Consider the following 19869-nt stretch of genomic DNA (forward strand, 5'->3'; position numbering starts at 1 on the left):
GGACTCTCCCATGCAGAAAGTCGTATTAGCTACCGGCAACGCCGGTAAAGTGCGTGAGCTCGCACATCTTCTGGCCGATTTCGGGCTGGACGTGGTCGCGCAAACTGAACTCGGTGTTGAATCGGCAGAAGAAACCGGTCTGACGTTCATTGAGAACGCCATCCTGAAAGCCCGTCACGCCGCAGCCGAAACCGGTTTACCGGCGATTGCCGATGACTCCGGTCTGGCCGTGGATTTTCTGGGAGGCGCGCCGGGGATTTACTCCGCCCGCTACGCAGGAATCGATGCCAGCGATCAGCAAAACCTCGATAAGCTGTTAGTAGCGCTCAAAGACGTGCCGCAGGGCCAGCGCAATGCGCAGTTCCACTGCGTACTGGTTTACATGCGCCACGCAGAAGACCCCACGCCGCTGGTGTGCCACGGCAGTTGGGCTGGTGAGATTACTTTTGCCGAAGCAGGCGCGGGCGGTTTTGGTTATGATCCGATTTTCTACGTTCCTGAGCTGGGCAAAACCGCAGCGGAACTGACGCGCGAAGAAAAGAGCGCGGTATCTCACCGTGGTCAGGCGCTGAAACTGCTGCTTGCCGCGATGAAAGAGGCTGTCCAAAAGAATGCGTAAGTTACCGCCGCTGAGTCTCTACATTCATATCCCGTGGTGCGTGCAAAAGTGCCCTTACTGCGATTTCAACTCGCACGCGTTAAAGGGCGAAGTGCCGCACGACGATTATGTCGCACATCTGCTGGCCGATCTGGATGCGGATCTGCCTCTGGTGGGCGATCGCAGCGTAGGGACAATTTTTATCGGCGGCGGAACACCAAGCCTGCTGAGCAGCGAAGCGATGCAAAACCTGCTCGACGGCGTGCGGGCGCGTTTACCCCTCGATGCCGATGCCGAAATCACCATGGAAGCCAACCCTGGTACCGTTGAAGCAGACCGTTTCAGCGCGTATCAGCGCGCCGGGGTGAACCGTATCTCGATTGGTGTGCAAAGTTTCGATGCCCTCAAGCTGGAGCGTCTGGGGCGCATTCATGGCCCGGAAGAAGCGCGGCGCGCGGCGCATCTCGCCACCGGCCTGAACCTGCGCAGTTTCAATCTGGATCTGATGCACGGCTTGCCGGATCAGACCCTGGAAGAGGCGCTGGATGATTTACGCCAGGCCATCGCGCTCAATCCACCGCATTTGTCGTGGTATCAGCTGACAATCGAGCCCAACACCCTGTACGCCTCGCGTCCGCCAAAACTGCCGGATGACGACGCGCTGTGGGACATTTTCGAGCAAGGCGACAAGCTGCTCACCACAGCCGGTTATCAGCAGTATGAAACCTCGGCGTATGCCAAACCGGGCTATCAGTGCCAGCACAACCTCAACTACTGGCGTTTCGGGGATTACCTCGGCATCGGTTGTGGCGCGCACGGCAAACTGACGCAGCCTGACGGGCAAATCCTGCGAACCGTGAAAACGAAACACCCGCGCGGTTACATGCGGGGGCGTTACATGGACAAACAGCATCAGGTCGAAACCGACGATTTGCCGTTTGAATTTTTCATGAACCGTTTTCGCCTGCTGGAAGCCGCTCCGCGTGAAGAATTTGGGTTTTATACCGGACTTGATGAATCGGTGATCCGCGCGCAGCTGGACGAAGCGATGGCCAAAGAATATCTGGTGGAAACCGATACGCACTGGCAGATCACCCGCAAAGGCAAACTGTTCCTGAATTCGCTGCTTGAGCTGTTTTTGGCCGGGTAATTGATTCCGAATATTTATGATTAACATTAAAAAAGGTGAAGTCACTGATCTGACTTCACCTTTTTTTATGTTCAGGTACAAACAAAAATAAGCCTCTGTCAGCTGATAAGGGGCACATTTCATTAATACTTCCATACACTACGAATCATTTTGTCACCACCTTCTGTTTATATTGAAATTTTCCTTTCCCTGATATTTTCACTCTTTTATTTAGAAGAACTGCCACCTGACGGGCACTCAGTGAAACAGTGTGAAAATAAACAATTCAATATTTAAATATTAACCTCATGAAATTCATCTTTGTTAAAAATTACCGCCAATTTACTAATATAAATAACAAATGTGCTTGGTACTAATTTCAATTGTTATTATTATAATCGGCATTAGTAGTCAGCTAATGTTGTTAGATGTTTTAGATCCTTAACAAATAAAACAGCTTCAATTAATTTAAGTGCCGCAATAAATGCAATTATCACTTTTGTTAAGGAATCAAATGAAAATATCAAAAACTGCGCTGGCACTGGCGCTGACAATGAGCAGTTACTCTGTCTTTTCTGTTGAATTACCAAAGGATGCCAGCTCATATACCAAAGCCTTAAATCAGGCAGTCTATAAGGGCTTACCTTTTTCTGACCAGACGGATTTTCAAAATGCCAGTAAAGGTTTTATAGCAACACTGACGCCAACAGTGATTAAAGATTCTGCGGGAGGAATATCGTGGAATATGGAAAACTATGGTTTTATTAAAGGTGATGCACCTGACACGGTTAACCCCAGCCTGTGGCGTATTGCTAAATTAAACTTACTCAACGGTTTATTTAAAGTTACCGACTTCGTATATCAGATCAGAGGATTTGATCTTTCGGATATGACCATTATTGAGGCTGAAAAAGGCATTATTATCATTGATCCTCTGGTCACCACCGAGGTTGCCCGTGCCGGATTAAAACTCTACTACGCACACCGTCCTTTTAAACCCGTCATCGCGGTCATTTATACGCACAGCCACGCGGATCATTATGGCGGCGTACGTGGTGTGGTGGATGAAAAAGATCTCGCGGCGGGTAAAGTCAGTATTATTGCCCCGGAAGGATTCATGAAAGAAGCCGTCAGTGAGAATGTCCTGGCGGGAAATGCCATGAGCAGAAGAACGCTGTATCAATATGGGGTGATGTTACCGCGCAGTGCGCACGGTCAGGTTGATGCCGGTTTAGGAAAAACCACGTCAATTGGAACATTTACGCTGATCCCTCCCACCGACACCGTCAGTAAAACCGGGGAAACGCGGGACATTGGCGGGATTAAGATGCAATTCCAGATGGCCGAAGATACCGAGGCGCCCACGGAAATGCTCATCTGGTTCCCGCAATTCAAGATGCTGGATACCGCCGAAGATGCCACCCATACCTTGCATAATCTCTACACGTTACGCGGGGCGCAGGTACGGGATGCAAGTGCCTGGTGGAAGGTTCTGAATTTTGCCATTAATGAACACAGGACTGACGTTGAGATCGTCATTGCTCAACACCAGTGGCCGACCTGGGGAAATCAGAACATCATAAAATACCTGTCTGATCAGCGGGATCTGTTTAAATTCATTCATGACCGGACGCTCAATCTGGTGAATAAAGGTCTGACGATGAATGAAATTGCTGAGACGCTGACCCTGCCATCCGGCTTGTCACAGGAATGGTATAACCGGGGTTACTATGGCTCAGTCAGCCACAATTCTAAGGCTGTGTACCAGCGATATATGGGGTGGTATGACAGTAATCCGGCTGACCTCAATCCTTTACCTCCCGTTGAAGTAGCGAAAAAATATGTCGAATTCATGGGCGGAGAAAATCAGGTACTGACCCACGCCAAAAAGTCGATCGCCGCCGGAGAATATCGCTGGGCTGCTGAAGTTTTAAAACACGTGGTCTTTGCCGATCCGAAAAATCAAACCGCACGTGACCTGCAGGCAGATGCTTTCGAGCAGTTGGGTTATCAGTCAGAAAATGCAACATGGAGAAATGAATATCTGATGGGGGCCTATGAATTGCGTCATGGCATTCCCAATAATCCTCCGATCAGTACGGCCAGCGTAGATATGGTGGAGGCAATGGATCCTGAACTTATTTTAGATTATATGGGTGTTCGCCTGAACACGGATAAAGCACTCAATAAAAACATACATATAAACTGGAAACTGCCAAATGGTACTGAATATAGCATAGAACTGAGAAACTCAGTGATCATCTATAACATGAATAAATCGACGGCACCTGCGGACGCTGTATTAATGGCAGATAAAATGAGTTTTTCACGGTTATTCATGCAGGGTGAGCCACTGAAAAATGTGATGGCCAGTTCAGCAATGAAAATTTCCGGTGACCCGGAAAAAATCAAAGAACTTCAGGATATGCTGGATGTGTTTCCGGGAATGTTCAATATTGTTACGCCATAACTCTCTGTGAAATAAATTTTTATGGTTAATTTCATCGCACAGAGGGGAATAAAAATGCGATATAAGTGGCAGTTAAATATCAAAGGGATTTTTTTAATTTTCTCTATTGTCTTACCTTGCAGCAGTTACGCGGATAACGCCCGTGACTGGCAGAACGTTCCTGATGATATTAATATTTTATTCGGTTACTACGAGAACATAAACAGTAATACATCTCTCGACTCTTCCCTGCCTGTCGATAATGCGTCAGTGGATGCCGATCTTTATATCATACGTTATGCACGGTCTTTTGATCTCGGCGGGCACACTGCAGGTATTCAGTTGATTCAGCCCGTCGCGCACCTGCGGGCATCACTGGATGGTTCGCCTGTGCTGGATGATACGCATACGAATCAGGGGATGGGCGATTCACAACTCGCGCTGATCTATAACCTGTTTGGCGCACCCGCGCTTAATTCTCAGGATTTCCGGCTCTGGACACCGGAGATGTTTTTGACCTCGGCGATATGGGTCACTGCGCCCACCGGGGATTACGATAAAACGAAAGCGCTCAATATCGGGGGAAACCGTTGGGTGATAAAACCGGAATTAGCTTTCGGTTACCCTGTCGGCCCTTTCTGGGTTGAAGTTAACCCGATGGTGACATTCTATCAGGACAATGATGACTATCTCGGTAGCCATCATCTGGCACAAAGACCACTTTATGCTGCCGAAGGACATTTCAGCTTTACGTTCAATCCGGCGTTGTGGGTATCGCTGGACAGTACCTTCAGTCAAGGAGGCGAGACGCGTATTGATGGCAGTCTGCAAGATAATAAGCAACAGAACGTTGTTCTGGGGGCTTCGCTGGGATTTATGTTAACGCCACAATTTGGCGGGGCTGTCGCTTATACAGATACCACTCACGAGGAGTCCGGCTCACCTGATATTTCAACCTGGATGTTCAGAATGCAATATGCCTGGTAATACAGAGTAATTGCTGTTTACTCACAAAGGGAGCTTAGCTCCCTTTCTTATCATATGATCCCGATGTATCAATGATTGCACTCTCAATCGCCTCTCCGGGGATCCGAAAAGGCGATGATTGTCAGAGCTTACTTCAAATCCGCCAGCAATGTTTTGTGCTGAGTGTCGAGCGCAGTCACACGTTTACAGACATCATCGCCAAAGGCTTTGAACTCTTTTTCCTGTTTGCTCCACTCATCCTGAACCGCCTGTTGCAGACCGCCCAGATTGCCCATCATTGCCTGCAACGGATTGCCGCCGCTGGCCGCCTGTTTCAGGCCCATTTCATTGATGCTGTCCTGCATGACGCCGCCCATGGTTTGTTCCATCAGCTTCTGACCATTCTGCTTCACCTGATCAACCGCTTTGTGATGGAACGTCAGACCATCGGTGCGGTGTTCGATAATCAGATTCATCTGCTGCTTCAGCTGCTTGTCGAGGGTGACCAGACGGTTGCGCACGTTGCTGCTGCTGCCCAGTTTATCGACGATCACGCGGTCAACGGCCACACGGCCTTTTTCCAGATGCGCAGTGGCACCCTGATCGATCCAGGGCAGATCGCGACGCAGTGAGGCCTGATAATCAATGGCTTCCTGACGCTGTTTTGCGCTCAGGGTGATCTCTTTGCCGTTGAGTGTCACATTGCCGTTAGGTGTGATCAGCAAATCGCCGCTGTTACCCACAACCTGCACGGTTTGCGGCTTGATGATCACGTCATCTTTTGGCTGGACGGCGCATTCATAATCCGCCTGCGCGCTCCACGCACTCAGCGCCAGCAAGGCAGCAAGTCCGGTTTTTACCACTCCACTTTTTACAAACATGTACTCTCCCTAAAACAGCAAATTCAAAAAATTGAACGGCCAATACGTTGCGCCAGTAATTCTAAGGCAGCAATACCGGCCAAAGAGTTCCCTGCCGCGTCAAGTTCCGGTGACCACACCGCAATGCACATCTCTCCGGGCACCACGGCCAGAATGCCGCCGCCAACACCGGATTTTCCCGGCATGCCTACGCGATAGGCAAATTCACCGGCACCGTCGTACATGCCGCTGGTCACCATCATGGCGTTAATCTGCCGCGCCTGACGGGCATCAATCAGCGGCTGTTCGCTGCCCAGCGGATGGCCCTTGTTCGCCAGATACACAAAGGTTCGCGCCAGTTCTTCACAGCTCATACGCAACGCGCAGTAATGAAAATAGGTATGCAACACCGTGATGACGTCATTCTCGAAATTGCCGAAAGACTTCATCAGGTACGCAATCGCCGCGTTGCGATCAGAATGATCGAATTCTGAACGTGCAACGTGCCGATCGTAGTTGAGATCTGCCGATCCGGCCAGCTGACGCACCACTTCCAGCATTCTTTGCTTGGGCGCAGTCAGGCGGGTTTGCAGCATATCGCAGACAACCAGCGCGCCCGGATTGATGAACGGATTGCGCGGTTTACCCTGCTCCAGCTCCAGCTGCACCAGCGAATTGAAGGGCTGACCGGAAGGTTCTTTACCGACACGCTGCCAGATTTCACTTTCCTGATAACGGGTCAGCGCCAGCGTGAGGCTGAGCACTTTGGAGATCGACTGAATAGAGAATCGGGTATTGGCATCACCGGCACGAAAGATTTCTCCTTTCGTGGTACACACGGCGATCCCTAAATGATCGGAGCTGACTTCTGCCAGCGCAGGAATATAGTCGGCGACTTTGCCACGGCCAATAAGCGGCCTGACCTGCTGAAGAATATCGTCCAGCAAACTGTTATCAAGTTCGGTGCCCAACGTCCTGCCTCCAGATGTAACAAAGGTGCCGGAAGGCACCTTTCAAAGATTCAGAATTCATCTGACCGGCAGAATCAATCCCACCAGATATCGAATAACTCTGAAACTTCCACGTCTTCCATTTTATGGTCTTCTAACCATTTTTTGATTTGCGCGCGGTGTTCATCAGTGCAATGACCGATGTCCTGACGGCAAACCAGACCTTCCCACTGCAGATAACCACTGCCATCGAAGGCCAGTTTGTTTGGCTCGATCACACCTTCAATAAATTGATCCAGTGATTCGTCGATGGTTTCTACCGCGGTACCTTCCGGGAAACGCCATTTTACAGAGAAGCCCAGTTCCTGGAACTCGGCAATGTGTAACTTCTTACGTAAACGACGACTGCGATTTGTAGCCATTATTGCTTCCTCTCAAACATCAGATCCCATACGCCGTGGCCTAAACGCTGGCCACGCATTTCGAACTTGGTGACCGGGCGCGATTCCGGGCGCGGTACATAGTTGTTTTCCTGCGAGAGGTTTTTCCAGTTTTCTAAGCTGGTCATCACCTCAAGCATGTGTTCGGCATACGGCTCCCAGTCGGTTGCCATGTGGAATACGCCGCCCACTTTCAGTTTACTGCGCAGCAGTTCAACGAATGCTGGCTGGACAATCCGGCGCTTATTATGACGCGCTTTGTGCCACGGGTCAGGAAAGAATAGCTGCACCATGTCGAGCGAGCCATCCGGGATCATTTTTTCCAGCACTTCCACCGCATCGTGACACATCACGCGCAGGTTGCTGACGCCCTCTTCGTGCGCGGTAGCCAGGCAGGCACCGACGCCCGGCGAGTGCACTTCAATGCCGATAAAGTTCTGCTGCGGGTTGTTCTGCGCCATGGTCACCAGCGACGTGCCCATGCCAAAACCGATTTCCAGCACAACGGGCGCTGCGCGGCCAAACAGGGTATCGATGTCCAGCGGTTCTGCCTGATATTCCACGCCCATCACCGGCCAGAAGTTGTCCAGCGCGTGTTGCTGACCTTTGGTCAGACGGCCCTGACGGCGGACAAAACTACGGATACGGCGCATAGCGCGACCGTTCTCGTCGAACTCCGGTGAAATGACGTCGTTTTTCATGGTGTTTCCACTCCGTTAGGCAAGACAGGGTATTCGGTCGCTGCGGTAATTTGGTCATTAACTATGAAGAATGGCGCATTATCCAAACTTACTCCCGATAAGCAAGGTTTGCGGACAGGAAATACGTCAATACAGTCCGGAAAGTTCCGGTTTACAGCCACTCGGCAACTGTGATGTGATCAGCCCCGTCTTTTAACCCTGCCGGACTGTAATTCACCCATGATGAAAGCCCCTGGTTTCCTGGAAGCCAACCGTTTCTCGCCCCTGGTACTCGACTGGTATCAGCGCTATGGCCGCAAAACACTGCCGTGGCAAATCGAAAAAACGCCTTACAAAGTCTGGCTTTCAGAAGTGATGTTGCAACAAACCCAGGTTGCGACGGTGATCCCTTATTTTGAACGCTTTATGCAGCGTTTCCCGACGGTTTCCGATCTCGCGGCCGCGCCGCTGGATGAAGTGCTGCATCTGTGGACCGGCCTCGGGTATTACGCCCGTGCGCGCAACTTACATAAGGCCGCGCAGACCATCGCCAGCCAGCACGGCGGCGTGTTCCCGACGACCTTTGACGCGATCCTCGCCCTGCCCGGCATTGGCCGCTCAACGGCAGGAGCAGTGTTGTCGCTGGCACTGAATCAGCACTATCCCATTTTAGACGGTAATGTGAAGCGCGTGCTGGCCCGTTGCTATGCCGTGGACGGCTGGCCGGGCGAGAAGAAAACCGAGAACCGGTTGTGGGCGATAAGTGAAGACGTCACACCGGCTAAAAACGTTGCCCAGTTTAATCAGGCGATGATGGATCTCGGGGCGATGGTCTGCACGCGCAGCAAACCGAAATGCGAGTTGTGCCCGGTGAAATCGGGCTGCGAAGCCTATGCGCACAACAGCTGGGCCAAATATCCCGGCAAAAAACCCAAGAAAACCCTGCCGGAAAGAACCGCGTTTATGCTGATGATTCAGCAGGAAGACAAAGTCTGGCTGGAGCAACGTCCGCCCGTTGGCCTGTGGGGCGGCTTGTTCTGCTTCCCGCAATTTTCCACGGAAGAAGAACTGACGCAGGGGCTGAAAAAATACGGCGTGACGCAAAATCAGTTGCAGCAGCAAACCTCTTTTCGCCACACGTTCAGCCATTTCCATCTGGATATCGTCCCGATGTGGTTAAATCTGCGAACATCTGCGGGTTGCATGGATGAAGGTGCGGGTCTCTGGTATAACTTAGCGCAACCACAATTCGTCGGGCTGGCCGCGCCGGTTGAGCGTTTGCTGACTCAGCTGGCAAAAGAACCGTCCCCAAAAACGATCAATAAGGAATCAGTATGAGCAGAACCATTTTTTGCACTTTCCTGAAGCAGGATGCCGAAGGGCAGGATTTCCAGCTGTACCCTGGTGAGATTGGTAAACGCATTTATAACGAGATTTCGAAAGAAGCCTGGTCACGCTGGATGAGCAAACAGACCATGCTGATCAATGAGAAAAAACTCAGCATGATGAATCCGGAAGACCGCAAACTGCTGGAACAGGAAATGGTGAATTTCCTGTTTGAGGGCCAGGATGTGCACATTGAAGGCTATACGCCGCCTTCAAACTGATCACTGAGCATCATCAATAACAATAAAGCCGTCGCTTTCGGGTGGCGGCTTCTTTCACCAGAAATGGTTTCAAGATGAAGAAAATTTTAGCTTTGCTGGTTATCGCGCCAATGCTGATCTCCTGCTCCGGCAGTAAGAAAGACCAGTTCAACGAAGCTTACGTAAAAGACACCAATGGATTCGATATTTTGATGGGCCAGTTTGCGCACAATATCGAGAACATCTGGGGCATGAATGAAGTGCTGATCGCCGGTCCGAAAGACTACGTGAAGTATAGCGATCAGTATTACACCCGCAGCCACATCAACTTTGATGCGGGTACCATCACCCTTGAAACGATTTCCGGCACCGATCCGGCTGCCAGCCTGCGTCAGGCGATCATCAGCACCTTACTTGTGGGTGAAGATCCGGGCAACGTCGACCTCTATTCCGATGTCAACGACATTGAAATCAGCCGTGAACCGATGCTCTACGGGCAGGTGCTCGACAACACCGGTAAACCGATCCGCTGGGAAGGCCGTGCCGCCAGCTTTGCCGATTATCTGATTCAAAACAAACTGATGCGCCGCCAGTCCGGCCTGCACGTCATCTATTCCGTCACCATCCAGATGGTGCCGAACCACCTGAATCAGCGTGCGCATAAATACCTGCCAATGATCCGCGAAGCTTCGGCCAAATACGGCGTCGATCAGTCGCTGATTCTGGCGATCATGCAAACCGAATCCGCCTTTAACCCGTATGCGGTGAGCCATGCCGATGCGCTCGGGCTGATGCAGGTTGTGCAGCACACTGCGGGCGTGGATGTGTTTAAGTCCGAAGGAAAATGGGGCAAGCCTAGCCGCAGCTATCTGTTTGATCCGCAAAATAATATCAATACCGGTACTGCTTATCTGGCGATATTGCAGAAGGTGTATCTGAGTAACATTAACGACCCGACGGCACGCCGCTATGCGGTGATCACCGCCTACAACGGCGGAGCCGGCAGCGTGTTACGCGTCTTCTCCCGGGATAAAACGCAGGCCTTTAACATCATCAACAATATGTCAGCCGGTGATGTGTACGACACACTGACCACCAAACACCCGTCTGCGGAATCACGCCGTTATCTCTACAAAGTGAACAACACGCAACGCGGTTATCGTCGTATTGATTAAAATTCAGCGCATGAAGCATGAAAACGGAGATTCTTTGAGTCTCCGTTTTTTTTAGCTTAACGAACACTTTTCAGTCTTTGGCGAAAGCGCTTCATTTATTGCGTTCAGATAACGGCTGATAATGATGTGCTCGTCAAACTCACGCACCATTTTCTGCCTGCTCTTCGCCCCCATATCGAGCCGCTCGGCATGGGTAAGATTAATCATTTTTTCCATGCAGGCGACCAGGCTGTCCGTACTTTGCGGTGTGCACAGATACCCGTTAACCCCTTCGTCCACCGTTTCGCGGCATCCGATATTATCTGTGGTAATAATCGGTTTTCCGGCCGCCCCCGCTTCCAGCAAAGATTTCGGAACCCCCTCACGATAAAACGAGGGCAGGACCACGCAGTCAATCTGTCTCAGCTCATTTTCGACGTTGTCGGAAATACCCAAATAATGAATCATGCCCTCGGCAATCCACGACGTCATTCTCTCGGTTTTCACCGCCGCCGGATTATTGCCATCGAGAAAACCCAGCAAACGGAATTCACACCGGTCGCCGTAAATTCTTTTCAGTCTGCGGGCTGCATCGACATAATGTTCCACGCCCTTTGAATAGAGCATCCGCGCAATCAGGATAAAACGCACCACGCCGTCATCAGCCGCGGGCATCATTTCAAAGCGGGCCAGATCAACCCCCGATCCCGGAAGGCGTTCGGTTCGCGAATAGCCAGGAATAATTTCCGTCAGAAACAGGGTACGGTCGTCTTCATTCTGAAAGAATATTCTGGCCGCACTACGCTGACTGAATTTATACAGCAAACGGCAAATAACACAGACCGCCCCGCCATTGATGAAAACATTTCCAAGACCTGCGACATTATTTATCACCGGTTTACGAAACAGCCACGCCACCAGAGAAAAATAGATATTATTTTTCGGGGTGAAATTCAAAACAAGATCACACTTCATCCTGAGAAAAATGAAGAAAATTGACATTATCGTCAACGAATCCTTGAATGGATTTATTCCTCCCGAATCGATGGATAAAGGGATAAATTTGCATCCCAGCGAGGAAAGCACACCGGAATAGCCGTCTTCAGGTGCTAATGCGATGACGTCGTAACCTTGTTCAAGCATCGCCTTAATGGTGTTCTTTCTGAAGTTGTAAAGATACCAACTGCTATTGGCGGTAATAGCGATACGTTTAGCCGGGATTTTCTTCATAAACATTCCTTGTTTTCAATGATTACTGTGTTTTCTTCAAAATAGAATTCAGGGAGAATTGTTTTACTGTCAGTTTCTCGGTGGTAAATTCCACCTGAAAGGGGCTGGTTCTGCTGCTGTTTAAAAAACCAGGCCAGAATGTCTTTGCCAGACAGGTTATCGGGTATTTATAAATACCTTGTTTAATGCTGCACGACGCATCCAGATAAAAATACTTATCCACCATCGTTTTCTCGAGGAAGGGTAATTTAAAGGCATAATTCAGAGACTCTGCCAGTAAATATTTCTGCATTTCTCTGGCGGGTAATATTCTGAACATAAAAAGGTAGCGAATCACGAGATGGAAATCGTCAAGATTTTTACTGAGTTCAGCGAGTTCACTCTCCAGATATTGTATAACTTCATTATCCGCCGGCAATATTATCGCGGTATCTTCTGCTAATGACTGAATTAACATCGCCGCAGGCGTGGGGGCGGCCAGACATTTCAACACTTTCGTGGCCCGGTAGATTTTTCTGCCCAGATGACTGCTCTTATTTTTCCATACGGGCAAAAACGTGCCGAATGTCGACAGCGCCCGGACTCCCCGGCGGCGATAGAGATCGTACAACTTATCGTGCGGAAGCCCGCAGAACAGGGAATCAGCCCCCTGCCCGTCAAGGACCGCAAGGCCGGTTTCGGCTTTTGCCGCCGTGACCAGCGCCGGGATCACCAGTGCAATTTTGTCGGCAACAGGTTCAAGGGTCAGACGAATAAAATCACCGGCGACGTCACTCAGATCGCTTTCGATCGAAACGTGTTTAAATACTGTCGCCGTGTCTGCACACATTTTTTTCGCTTTGGTTGTTTCTTGCGGCATAGACGCCATAAAACAATGGATGGCACAGCGGGTTTTATTCAGCTGATTAGAAATACCCAGTAACAGCGAGGAATCCAGCCCGCCGCTAAATAAGACCTGATAATCAGATTCATTTTGCGCGAGCGAATGTTGCAGATCCGCCAGAAGTTGCGGCCCTGTCTCAACCTGATGCTGCGCATTTTCATTGTCGAAAGAGTGGCGGACAGGATAAAGCGTCTTAAATGTCAGCGGATCGGACATCACCACGCCAATATAAGGCGCCAGCAAATAAACGTTTTTATACAGCGTAAAAGGCGGTGCAATAAACCCATAACGCAGATAGAAATCTTGCGCATCAGCATTAATTTCCAGGTCTGAATCAGCATTTATTTCACTGAGATTATCAGATATCACAACATGATCATTACAACGCGTAATAAAACGTCGCGTCCTGATGTGCTCATTATAAATCACGTTGTTGTCATAACGCAGTCCCAGAGTTTTAAGCACACTGCCTTGCAATATCTCACCAATACTTATTTTTAATAGCATAGATGTCCTTATTCAAAATCATTTAACTGTCCACCGGTGAAACAACCAGATAAAATCCCCGTCAAAATGGAACGTGAGCTTTAAGGCATTCAGGATGAAAAAAACTCTTCGGCTTAACGAGGTGGCAAAAAATCTGCTCAACCTCACCTCAATAAATGTACTTAATTTACTGGTGACATTAGTCACCATTCCCTTTCTTTCCCGTGTACTGGGGCCGGAGCACTACGGTTACTATTTTATTTTTATATCCGCTTCTCTCTTCGCCACCATTATGACTGACTACAGCACCCAAATAACCGGTGTGCGTGACGTGGCGAAAAACAAGGATCCCCGGCAGTTGCCGCGTCTCTACGCGCAATATCAGGCTGTACGGTTTGTCGCTGGCTTATTTTCTTGCCTGATTTTCACGGCATATACCGCCTGCGTTATTCCGGGCATTTCACTGCCGGTCATTGCCACCTATTATCTGATTGTGGTTTCCGGCCATTACCTGACAGCCAGCTGGTTTCATCAGGGTATTTCCCAGCTCAGCGCACTGGCAGTGGCGACCCTTCTCTCCCGCCTGGTACACATTGTCGCGCTTTTGCTGTGGGTCCGCTCCCCGGCGGACATGCTGCTGGCCGTCTTCATCAATGCCCTGGCTTATTTGCTTACCGGGCTTTACGCCGTCAGATGTCGTCGTACCCAACCCGGCCTCAGAGAAAATGTAGAGTTCACCGGTTTGTGGTCACGCCTCTGTGCAGGCCGGGACAGCTTTATCGGTGACTTTGCGCCAAACCTCTACAGCAATATTCCGCTACTGATCATCGGATCGCTGGTCAGCCCCGCCGTTTTTGCCGGTTTCAGTATCGCGATGCGTCTGGTGGCCATTGCCGGTTCGGTGCAACTTATGCTCTCTAAAGCCGCTTACCCGATCATTGCAAAAGGCAAAGGCACTTTTGGCCGCCTGCTGCAGCTCAATGTGTTGCTTTCAGCGCTGCCGGTACTGGTGATCTTTTTGTTCGGCGATCGTTGCGTCACGCTTTTTCTCGGCTCCGGTTACCCGGACGTCACGGGTTATCTCAAACTTCTCAGCGCGGGAATTTTATTCAACGGCATGCTGACCGCGTATTCCTATGGCTATTTTCTTCCCCGTCACCTTGACCGCGAGTTCCGCAACATCTCTCTGTTCGTCTCACTGGTTTCTGCCGTGACCGGCTATGTGCTGATTTATCTCTTTTCTGTCACCGGCGCGATCGCCATGTTTGTTTTTGCCAGAATGCTTTTCGTCATGTGTTACGCGCTGACTCACCGGCGTCTATCCCGCCGGTGAAGTGTCTAATAACCGGCGATTTTCTTCCGCTATATATAAAATAAACAAGCACATAGGAAAGATAAAACCTGAGCGATAACGCACCGCCGATCCCGGATTAAATAAACCGAACGGGTAATGTGCTATCAGCAGGGCGAAGGTAAAGGTGAAAACCAGCGTCAGACTCAGCACATTGATATAACCGCGATGAAATGCCGCTCTCGCGCACTGGAACACCACAAAACCCGCCAAAAAAATACCTTCGAGAAAGAACGGCAGCATCTTCGGCGCGGCCAGAGCTTCAAACAACGTCGGCCCGATAAACGACACCGGCAATCCCGCGGGTAAATAGGTAAAAAAGTCATACTCGTTCAGCCAAAAATCATTGGTGCGGGTGCTGCTGCTGTTGGCAGAAAAATGTAACGGAATGATCTGGGTGTACTCATAAATCAGATCCACGTAGTGAATCGCCACCGCCACGGTGCACAGCAATGCTATGGTTAACAGCGCCAGAAGAATCTCCCTTCTGAACCCCATCCGAAAAATTGTGATAGCCAGCGCTGAAAGATAAATACACACCGAATAATGCGGTTTCATAAAGGTCAGCAACGCCAGACCCAGCAACTGAAACAGCGAGAAAAACACCCTTCGCTGACTGAGAAGATCAATCAGCCCGCCGGTACACAGGCAGAACGAAAACAGCACAAACACTTCTTTTGACAGAATTGACGTCCAGACGCCAAATGAAGGCAGCATCATCAGCACAAAAACCAGCCGGATATTTCCCGATGAAAACTCCGCCTTCTCCAGCAGATACACCATTCCCCACACCGATAAAATCAGAGAAAAAACATAACTGCCGATATTCCCCAATGCAGCGCCGATAAGTGACATCAGGTAAGCGGTACTGGCCAGATTATTCCGCTCCAGATATTCGCCATTCAGGTAATCACCGGTATCGCCAAGCGAAGTGAACCGCGCAAAAACCAGTACGGCGAAGAACGCGTAGGCAATTTTTATCAGGCAAATTCCGCTGAGTTGCTGTCTGGATGTGTACATATCTTTCCCGGCTCAGCTTTTCTTATTCATGGCGTACTGGTAATTCTCATAATGCCCGTGTCGGAAGAACTGCGCGGCACGACGGTGCGTGGCGTTAAGCACCACGCCATTGACCTCATACCCTTCCTGGGCGAATTGTGTCAGGGAAATATCCAGTTCATCTGGCGTGGTGACTTCAAAACGCGCCACCATCAGGTTCACGCCGGAGTAATTAGCAATGATCATGGCATCGCCCACTGCCATCACCGGTGGCGTATCGAAAATCACCACATCGTAATGCTCGCTTGCCCACTGGCAAAAAGCCGGAAAACGCGGCGTCAGCAGCAATTCTGAAGGATTTGATGGCGCCGTTCCCCGCGTCATCACATCCAGATTGCTCACGCGGGTGTGATGAATGGCCTGCCCGAAGGCCAAACCTGACGACAACAACTCAGACAATCCGGGCGCATAACCCACATTGAAGATGTTGTGCAGATAGCCGCGTCGCATATCGGCATCCACCAGCAAAACCCGCAAATCAGACTGCGCAAACACAACGGCCAGATTACTGCTGATAAAGCTTTTACCAATATGGCTGGTGGCACCGGCCAGCATCAGAATTTTATTTTCAGCCTGTTTAAGCTGGAAATACAGGCTGGTGCGCAGGCTGCGGATGGCTTCAATGGCGCTGTCGTCCGGCGCGGAAATGGCCAGTAAGGGCTCATTGACGCCACTGCGTTCACCTTGCTGCTTTTTCGAATAAGGGATGCTGCTGAAAACGCTGAACCCCATTTGCCGGAGTTGATCCGAGCCGCTGATCCCGCGCCTGAAAACATTGCGAATAAAGACCAGCGCGATGGAAAGCACCAGGCCGAGCACCGCTCCCGTCAGCACCAGCTGGCGGTTTTTAGGGTAGATCGGCTGAGGTAAAACCTCTGCGGCATCAACAATATGGACATTCCCTACCGTGCTGACCGTGTCAATATTCAGCTCCTGCTGTTTATTGAGCAGCAACATGTAAATGTCCTGCGCCGACTGGACATCGCGGGTCAGGCGAAACACATTTTGCTGCGTTTCCGGCATGGCGCTGATTTTATTGCCCAGCGCGGCTTTGGCTTTTTCCAGTGCCTGCTTCTTCTCAAGCAGGGCCCGGAAGGCCGGGTGTGCCGGGGTATAGCGTTTTGAGAGGTCGGACTGCTCCACTTTCAGCGCACTGAGCTGAGAATCGATTTCCACACCGGAATCCAGAATCGTGCGGGCTTCCATCGGTAAATCGATCGAACCCCTCTCTTTGCGAAAAAGGTTCAGCCGGGATTCTGCTTTTTCCAGCTGAGCTTTGATGAGCGGCAGTTGATGCTGAACAAACGTCAGGCTTTTACGAGCTGATTCAGATTTTTTATCAATACTTTTATGCACATAGTTATCACTGATCGAACTTAATATCCGCCGGATAGTTTTGGGATCTTCGCCCAGCAGCGAGAGCCGCAGCATGCCGGTATCCTTCGACGATTCGACCACATTCAGGTTTTTCTCGAGGTTCTTTATTGCCTTAAACGGATTGATTTTGGTCAGCGTGAAACGGGTACCCGGCGAGGCATCACTCTGACTGACGACAATCGTCATACCCTCTGCATTCAGGGCTTCCCCGAACCGGCCATGCATCGCGACATTGTCGCCTGCCAGACTGAACCGGCCCTCATCCAGAATCGTCAGGGAGAAAGACTGATCCAACCTTTCCTCGGGTACGTTAAAAACAGGAACCGTGACCTGAACGTTTTTTTGCCCCAGTAACCGGGCACCGGCTTTGGCAAGATTAAGGAATTTCTCTTGCTCGATCTCGATGTCGAGCCCCATATCCTCCACCGATTTACCCAGGACTGAACGTGATTTTATCAGCACTATTTCCGTACTGGCCGACGAAGTGTCATCAGGCTGAAGGCCATACAACTTACTGAAAATATTCTCCGTGCCTTCTTTTTCAAGCTGGATCAATGCCTCTGCCTGAAAAACCGGGGGCGAGATGATGCCCCACATCAATGCCAGCACGATACCCGCTGCGGTCAAAACGACAATCAGCACTTTACTGTCGAGCAACACGCCCCACAGATAACGGACATCGACCAGATAATCTTCCGCCCTGATCGGCTTTACGACACCCTGCAACTTCTGCATTCTGGATCCTGTTTCTTTTCTATTTGTCATTTATGTCTAAGGCCCGGCCCCAACCTTGCGCAGAAGTGATGAGTTGCTGAGCGATTTGTTCATGCACCGCAAGGCTGCGGTTGAAAGGATCGGTAATATCTTGTTGTGAATCCCAGTAGTTAAAAAGCATGGTTTTCCCTTCAGCCTCCGGGACAATGCGTGCCAGCATGGCGATGTGATGTTTTTCCATCACCAGAATTAAGTCCTGACGACGGCATAACGCCGCATCCAGCTGCCGGGCGCAGTGCCCCCCGGTATCAATCCCGTAACGCGCAGCAACAAGGGCGGCATCCCGGTCAATGTCATGCCCGCTGAGCGCCATCAGCCCGGCAGACCGGATGTCGTGGCCAGGTAAATACTGGCGCAACAAGCGCTCCCCCAGCGGCGAACGACAAATATTGCCCACGCAAACCACCAGGATGCGATGACAACTCAGTCTGCCCAATTTTGTGTCCAGCGCGCCGATTCCGTCATGTTGTGAACACCTGCGATAGTGGGTACCAGCTGACTGATCACGCGATTCCAGCGGGTCACCGGCGCGGTGGTGACATAGACGATGTCATAGGGCTGCAAACGGAATTCGGTGCCCAAAATCAGCGCCGTGGCATCTTTTGCGTTCAGCTGATAAATACTCGCTATTTTGGCGTTTTCGGGCTTCTTACCCCGCAGCGAACGGATAACAAATATCCCGCTGGCATCACTGCTTATCTGATCCAGGCCTTCGGCATTGCCCAGCGCTTCCGTCAGCGACATGCCACTGCGATCCATCTTCAGGGTCGCCTGCTTTTTCACTTCGCCCATCACAAACACTTTTAAGTCGTCATTACGCGGGATGTAGAGAATATCGCCCGAGGTCAGCAGAGTGTTTTGGGTCAGGTCACCGTCTTGCAGCAATCCGGCCAGCGAAAGTGGCAACTCTTTTCCGTTGCGGGTTAATACCACATGGTTCCAGTCCGCATTTTCGCTGATCCCGCCCGCCTGATTGATGGCATCCATCACGGTCAACGGCACATTGGTAATCGAAACATTGCCACTCTGCGCCACGGCACCGGTCACAAAGACTTTTTGCGAACGGTACTCCGCCACGCTGACATCCACCTGCGGGGAGGTAATGAACGTTGCCAGCCGCCGGCTCATCAACGTTCGCACTTCAGCGGCCGTTTTACCTTTCACCACCACGTTGCCCACGTAGGGATAGAATATTGTGCCGTCAGCGTGGACTGCGTTTCCGCTGCCGCCACTGTTACGCAGTTGCCCGTCTGGCTGAGTCAGTTCAGGGTGCTCCCAGAGCGTGATATTCAGGACATCACCGACACCGATCAGGTACTGATAATGTTGTACAGCGTGATCGAGTTGCGGATTCGCTTTCGCGACAACGGGTATTGCGCGCTGACGGTCAATCAACTGCGGCGTAATGGGATAGACATCCACCAATGCATTAATTTCCGCGCCATATTCCGGGTCGTTAATAATATGTTTTCCTGACGTCGTTAAATGACTTCCGGGAGCCCACTGGCAGCCAGAAAGTAATAGCGCAGCCGACAGCAGCGCAGAAGAAATTTTATATTTTATTATTTCCATCAACCTGACTTATTTATCGAAAAGGACACCCTTTACTTTTGATTTAATTCTTACAGAGTCATAAATAAAAACCATGGCATTAATAATGGCGAATAAAATGACACTCAAGAATTCTTTTTACGCCTTTGGGACAGGCAAAGACAATAAGCCTGACCAACCGAAAACCTATACAAAGGAATGATTGTTGATAAACACTTTAGATACTGTAATGGCAGAAATGACTTGATGAGCCTCTGTCAAAAAGACAAAAACAAACCTTAAGTTCAATCACTTACATTTCAATTAAGCTATATTAAAAATCTCACGAAAGCAACTCCTCGAAAAT

Annotated in this window: 18 protein-coding genes; 8 read left to right on the forward strand and 10 right to left on the reverse strand. The window is 50.3% G+C overall.

Annotation, left to right across the window (positions count from 1 at the left end):
* Nucleotides 1–10 precede the first annotated feature (10 nt).
* The 4 genes from ACO0U8_RS06760 (at nucleotide 11) to ACO0U8_RS06775 (ending at nucleotide 5163) form a co-directional block, all read left to right on the forward strand.
* A complete protein-coding gene (locus ACO0U8_RS06760; protein WP_122096080.1) occupies nucleotides 11–619 on the forward strand; it encodes an XTP/dITP diphosphatase in 609 nt (202 codons plus the stop codon).
* Nucleotides 612–1748: a radical SAM family heme chaperone HemW gene (hemW, locus tag ACO0U8_RS06765; protein ID WP_421670501.1), complete on the forward strand. Its 1137-nt coding sequence runs from the start codon at nucleotides 612–614 to the stop codon at nucleotides 1746–1748. Before ACO0U8_RS06760 ends, hemW begins: the two co-directional genes overlap by 8 nt.
* A gap of 493 nt (nucleotides 1749–2241) precedes the next feature.
* Nucleotides 2242–4197: an alkyl/aryl-sulfatase gene (locus ACO0U8_RS06770; protein ID WP_421670502.1), complete on the forward strand. Its 1956-nt coding sequence runs from the start codon at nucleotides 2242–2244 to the stop codon at nucleotides 4195–4197.
* Nucleotides 4198–4218: 21 nt separating this feature from the next.
* The gene (locus tag ACO0U8_RS06775) at nucleotides 4219–5163 is read left to right on the forward strand and encodes a transporter (RefSeq protein WP_421670503.1); all 945 of its coding nucleotides are present in this window, start codon (nucleotides 4219–4221) and stop codon (nucleotides 5161–5163) included.
* A gap of 128 nt (nucleotides 5164–5291) precedes the next feature.
* Here the strand turns inward: ACO0U8_RS06775 and ACO0U8_RS06780 are convergent, their stop codons facing one another.
* From ACO0U8_RS06780 to trmB, 4 genes are all read right to left on the reverse strand, one after another.
* The gene (locus ACO0U8_RS06780) at nucleotides 5292–6023 is read right to left on the reverse strand and encodes a DUF2884 domain-containing protein (RefSeq protein WP_056773277.1); all 732 of its coding nucleotides are present in this window, start codon (nucleotides 6021–6023) and stop codon (nucleotides 5292–5294) included.
* Between the two features lie 23 nt (nucleotides 6024–6046).
* A complete protein-coding gene (gene glsB / locus ACO0U8_RS06785) occupies nucleotides 6047–6973 on the reverse strand; it encodes a glutaminase B (RefSeq protein ID WP_421670504.1) in 927 nt (308 codons plus the stop codon).
* A gap of 74 nt (nucleotides 6974–7047) precedes the next feature.
* On the reverse strand, nucleotides 7048–7374 hold the full coding sequence (locus ACO0U8_RS06790; protein WP_056773283.1) for a YggL family protein: 327 nt from the start codon (nucleotides 7372–7374) through the stop codon (nucleotides 7048–7050).
* Complete coding sequence (gene trmB, locus ACO0U8_RS06795) at nucleotides 7374–8093, reverse strand: tRNA (guanosine(46)-N7)-methyltransferase TrmB (RefSeq protein WP_390974409.1); 720 nt, start codon at nucleotides 8091–8093, stop codon at nucleotides 7374–7376. The genes ACO0U8_RS06790 and trmB overlap by 1 nt, the downstream gene beginning before the upstream one ends.
* Nucleotides 8094–8315: 222 nt before the next feature.
* On the opposite strand from trmB, the gene mutY reads away from it, so the two are divergent.
* The 3 genes from mutY to mltC all read left to right on the forward strand — a co-directional run bounded on the left by mutY (nucleotide 8316) and on the right by mltC (nucleotide 10833).
* Nucleotides 8316–9410 carry an A/G-specific adenine glycosylase gene (gene mutY, locus ACO0U8_RS06800; protein ID WP_421670683.1) on the forward strand — a complete coding sequence of 365 codons (1095 nt, stop codon included), beginning with the start codon at nucleotides 8316–8318 and terminating at the stop codon, nucleotides 9408–9410.
* Nucleotides 9407–9679, forward strand: coding sequence for an oxidative damage protection protein (locus ACO0U8_RS06805; protein WP_056773291.1), 273 nt, complete (start codon nucleotides 9407–9409; stop codon nucleotides 9677–9679). Before mutY ends, ACO0U8_RS06805 begins: the two co-directional genes overlap by 4 nt.
* A gap of 74 nt (nucleotides 9680–9753) precedes the next feature.
* On the forward strand, nucleotides 9754–10833 hold the full coding sequence (gene mltC / locus ACO0U8_RS06810; RefSeq protein ID WP_056773294.1) for a membrane-bound lytic murein transglycosylase MltC: 1080 nt from the start codon (nucleotides 9754–9756) through the stop codon (nucleotides 10831–10833).
* Nucleotides 10834–10884: 51 nt separating this feature from the next.
* Here the strand turns inward: mltC and ACO0U8_RS06815 are convergent, their stop codons facing one another.
* Nucleotides 10885–12042 (reverse strand): glycosyltransferase family 4 protein, encoded by a 1158-nt coding sequence (locus ACO0U8_RS06815; RefSeq protein WP_183848714.1) that lies wholly within the window; start codon nucleotides 12040–12042, stop codon nucleotides 10885–10887.
* Nucleotides 12043–12064: 22 nt separating this feature from the next.
* Entirely contained in the window at nucleotides 12065–13294 is a 1230-nt protein-coding gene (locus ACO0U8_RS06820; RefSeq protein WP_421670505.1) for an asparagine synthase-related protein, read from the reverse strand.
* A gap of 232 nt (nucleotides 13295–13526) precedes the next feature.
* Between ACO0U8_RS06820 and ACO0U8_RS06825 the strand changes: the two genes are divergently transcribed.
* Nucleotides 13527–14744, forward strand: a complete 1218-nt coding sequence (locus ACO0U8_RS06825; RefSeq protein WP_421670506.1) for an oligosaccharide flippase family protein — start codon at nucleotides 13527–13529, stop codon at nucleotides 14742–14744.
* On the opposite strand, the gene ACO0U8_RS06830 is transcribed toward ACO0U8_RS06825, so the two are convergent.
* From ACO0U8_RS06830 to ACO0U8_RS06845, 4 genes are read right to left on the reverse strand one after another with little or no spacing between them, the layout of a single operon-like run.
* Nucleotides 14730–15782, reverse strand: coding sequence for a hypothetical protein (locus ACO0U8_RS06830; RefSeq protein WP_421670507.1), 1053 nt, complete (start codon nucleotides 15780–15782; stop codon nucleotides 14730–14732). The genes ACO0U8_RS06825 and ACO0U8_RS06830 overlap by 15 nt on opposite strands.
* 12 nt (nucleotides 15783–15794) lie before the next feature.
* Nucleotides 15795–17933, reverse strand: coding sequence for a polysaccharide biosynthesis tyrosine autokinase (locus ACO0U8_RS06835; RefSeq protein WP_421670508.1), 2139 nt, complete (start codon nucleotides 17931–17933; stop codon nucleotides 15795–15797).
* Between the two features lie 19 nt (nucleotides 17934–17952).
* A complete protein-coding gene (locus ACO0U8_RS06840) occupies nucleotides 17953–18408 on the reverse strand; it encodes a protein tyrosine phosphatase (protein ID WP_421670509.1) in 456 nt (151 codons plus the stop codon).
* The gene (locus tag ACO0U8_RS06845) at nucleotides 18396–19544 is read right to left on the reverse strand and encodes a polysaccharide export protein (protein WP_136374744.1); all 1149 of its coding nucleotides are present in this window, start codon (nucleotides 19542–19544) and stop codon (nucleotides 18396–18398) included. Before ACO0U8_RS06845 ends, ACO0U8_RS06840 begins: the two co-directional genes overlap by 13 nt.
* Nucleotides 19545–19869 lie beyond the last annotated feature (325 nt).

The sequence above is a fragment of the Rahnella sp. EDr1-12 genome (assembly GCF_049206505.1).
GTDB classification, from domain to species: domain Bacteria; phylum Pseudomonadota; class Gammaproteobacteria; order Enterobacterales; family Enterobacteriaceae; genus Rahnella; species Rahnella rivi.

Excerpts from the sequence above, each read along its gene's own strand:
- ACO0U8_RS06760 (WP_122096080.1), top strand. The coding sequence starts at position 11 with ATGCAGAAAGTCGTATTAGCTACCGGCAACGCCGGTAAAGTGCGTGAG.
- hemW (WP_421670501.1), top strand. The coding sequence starts at position 612 with ATGCGTAAGTTACCGCCGCTGAGTCTCTACATTCATATCCCGTGGTGC.
- ACO0U8_RS06770 (WP_421670502.1), top strand. The coding sequence starts at position 2,242 with ATGAAAATATCAAAAACTGCGCTGGCACTGGCGCTGACAATGAGCAGT.
- ACO0U8_RS06775 (WP_421670503.1), top strand. The coding sequence starts at position 4,219 with ATGGTTAATTTCATCGCACAGAGGGGAATAAAAATGCGATATAAGTGG.
- ACO0U8_RS06780 (WP_056773277.1), bottom strand. The coding sequence starts at position 6,023 with ATGTTTGTAAAAAGTGGAGTGGTAAAAACCGGACTTGCTGCCTTGCTG.
- ACO0U8_RS06790 (WP_056773283.1), bottom strand. The coding sequence starts at position 7,374 with ATGGCTACAAATCGCAGTCGTCGTTTACGTAAGAAGTTACACATTGCC.
- trmB (WP_390974409.1), bottom strand. The coding sequence starts at position 8,093 with ATGAAAAACGACGTCATTTCACCGGAGTTCGACGAGAACGGTCGCGCT.
- mutY (WP_421670683.1), top strand. The coding sequence starts at position 8,316 with ATGAAAGCCCCTGGTTTCCTGGAAGCCAACCGTTTCTCGCCCCTGGTA.
- ACO0U8_RS06805 (WP_056773291.1), top strand. The coding sequence starts at position 9,407 with ATGAGCAGAACCATTTTTTGCACTTTCCTGAAGCAGGATGCCGAAGGG.
- mltC (WP_056773294.1), top strand. The coding sequence starts at position 9,754 with ATGAAGAAAATTTTAGCTTTGCTGGTTATCGCGCCAATGCTGATCTCC.
- ACO0U8_RS06815 (WP_183848714.1), bottom strand. The coding sequence starts at position 12,042 with ATGAAGAAAATCCCGGCTAAACGTATCGCTATTACCGCCAATAGCAGT.
- ACO0U8_RS06825 (WP_421670506.1), top strand. The coding sequence starts at position 13,527 with ATGAAAAAAACTCTTCGGCTTAACGAGGTGGCAAAAAATCTGCTCAAC.
- ACO0U8_RS06830 (WP_421670507.1), bottom strand. The coding sequence starts at position 15,782 with ATGTACACATCCAGACAGCAACTCAGCGGAATTTGCCTGATAAAAATT.
- ACO0U8_RS06835 (WP_421670508.1), bottom strand. The coding sequence starts at position 17,933 with ATGCAGAAGTTGCAGGGTGTCGTAAAGCCGATCAGGGCGGAAGATTAT.
- ACO0U8_RS06845 (WP_136374744.1), bottom strand. The coding sequence starts at position 19,544 with ATGGAAATAATAAAATATAAAATTTCTTCTGCGCTGCTGTCGGCTGCG.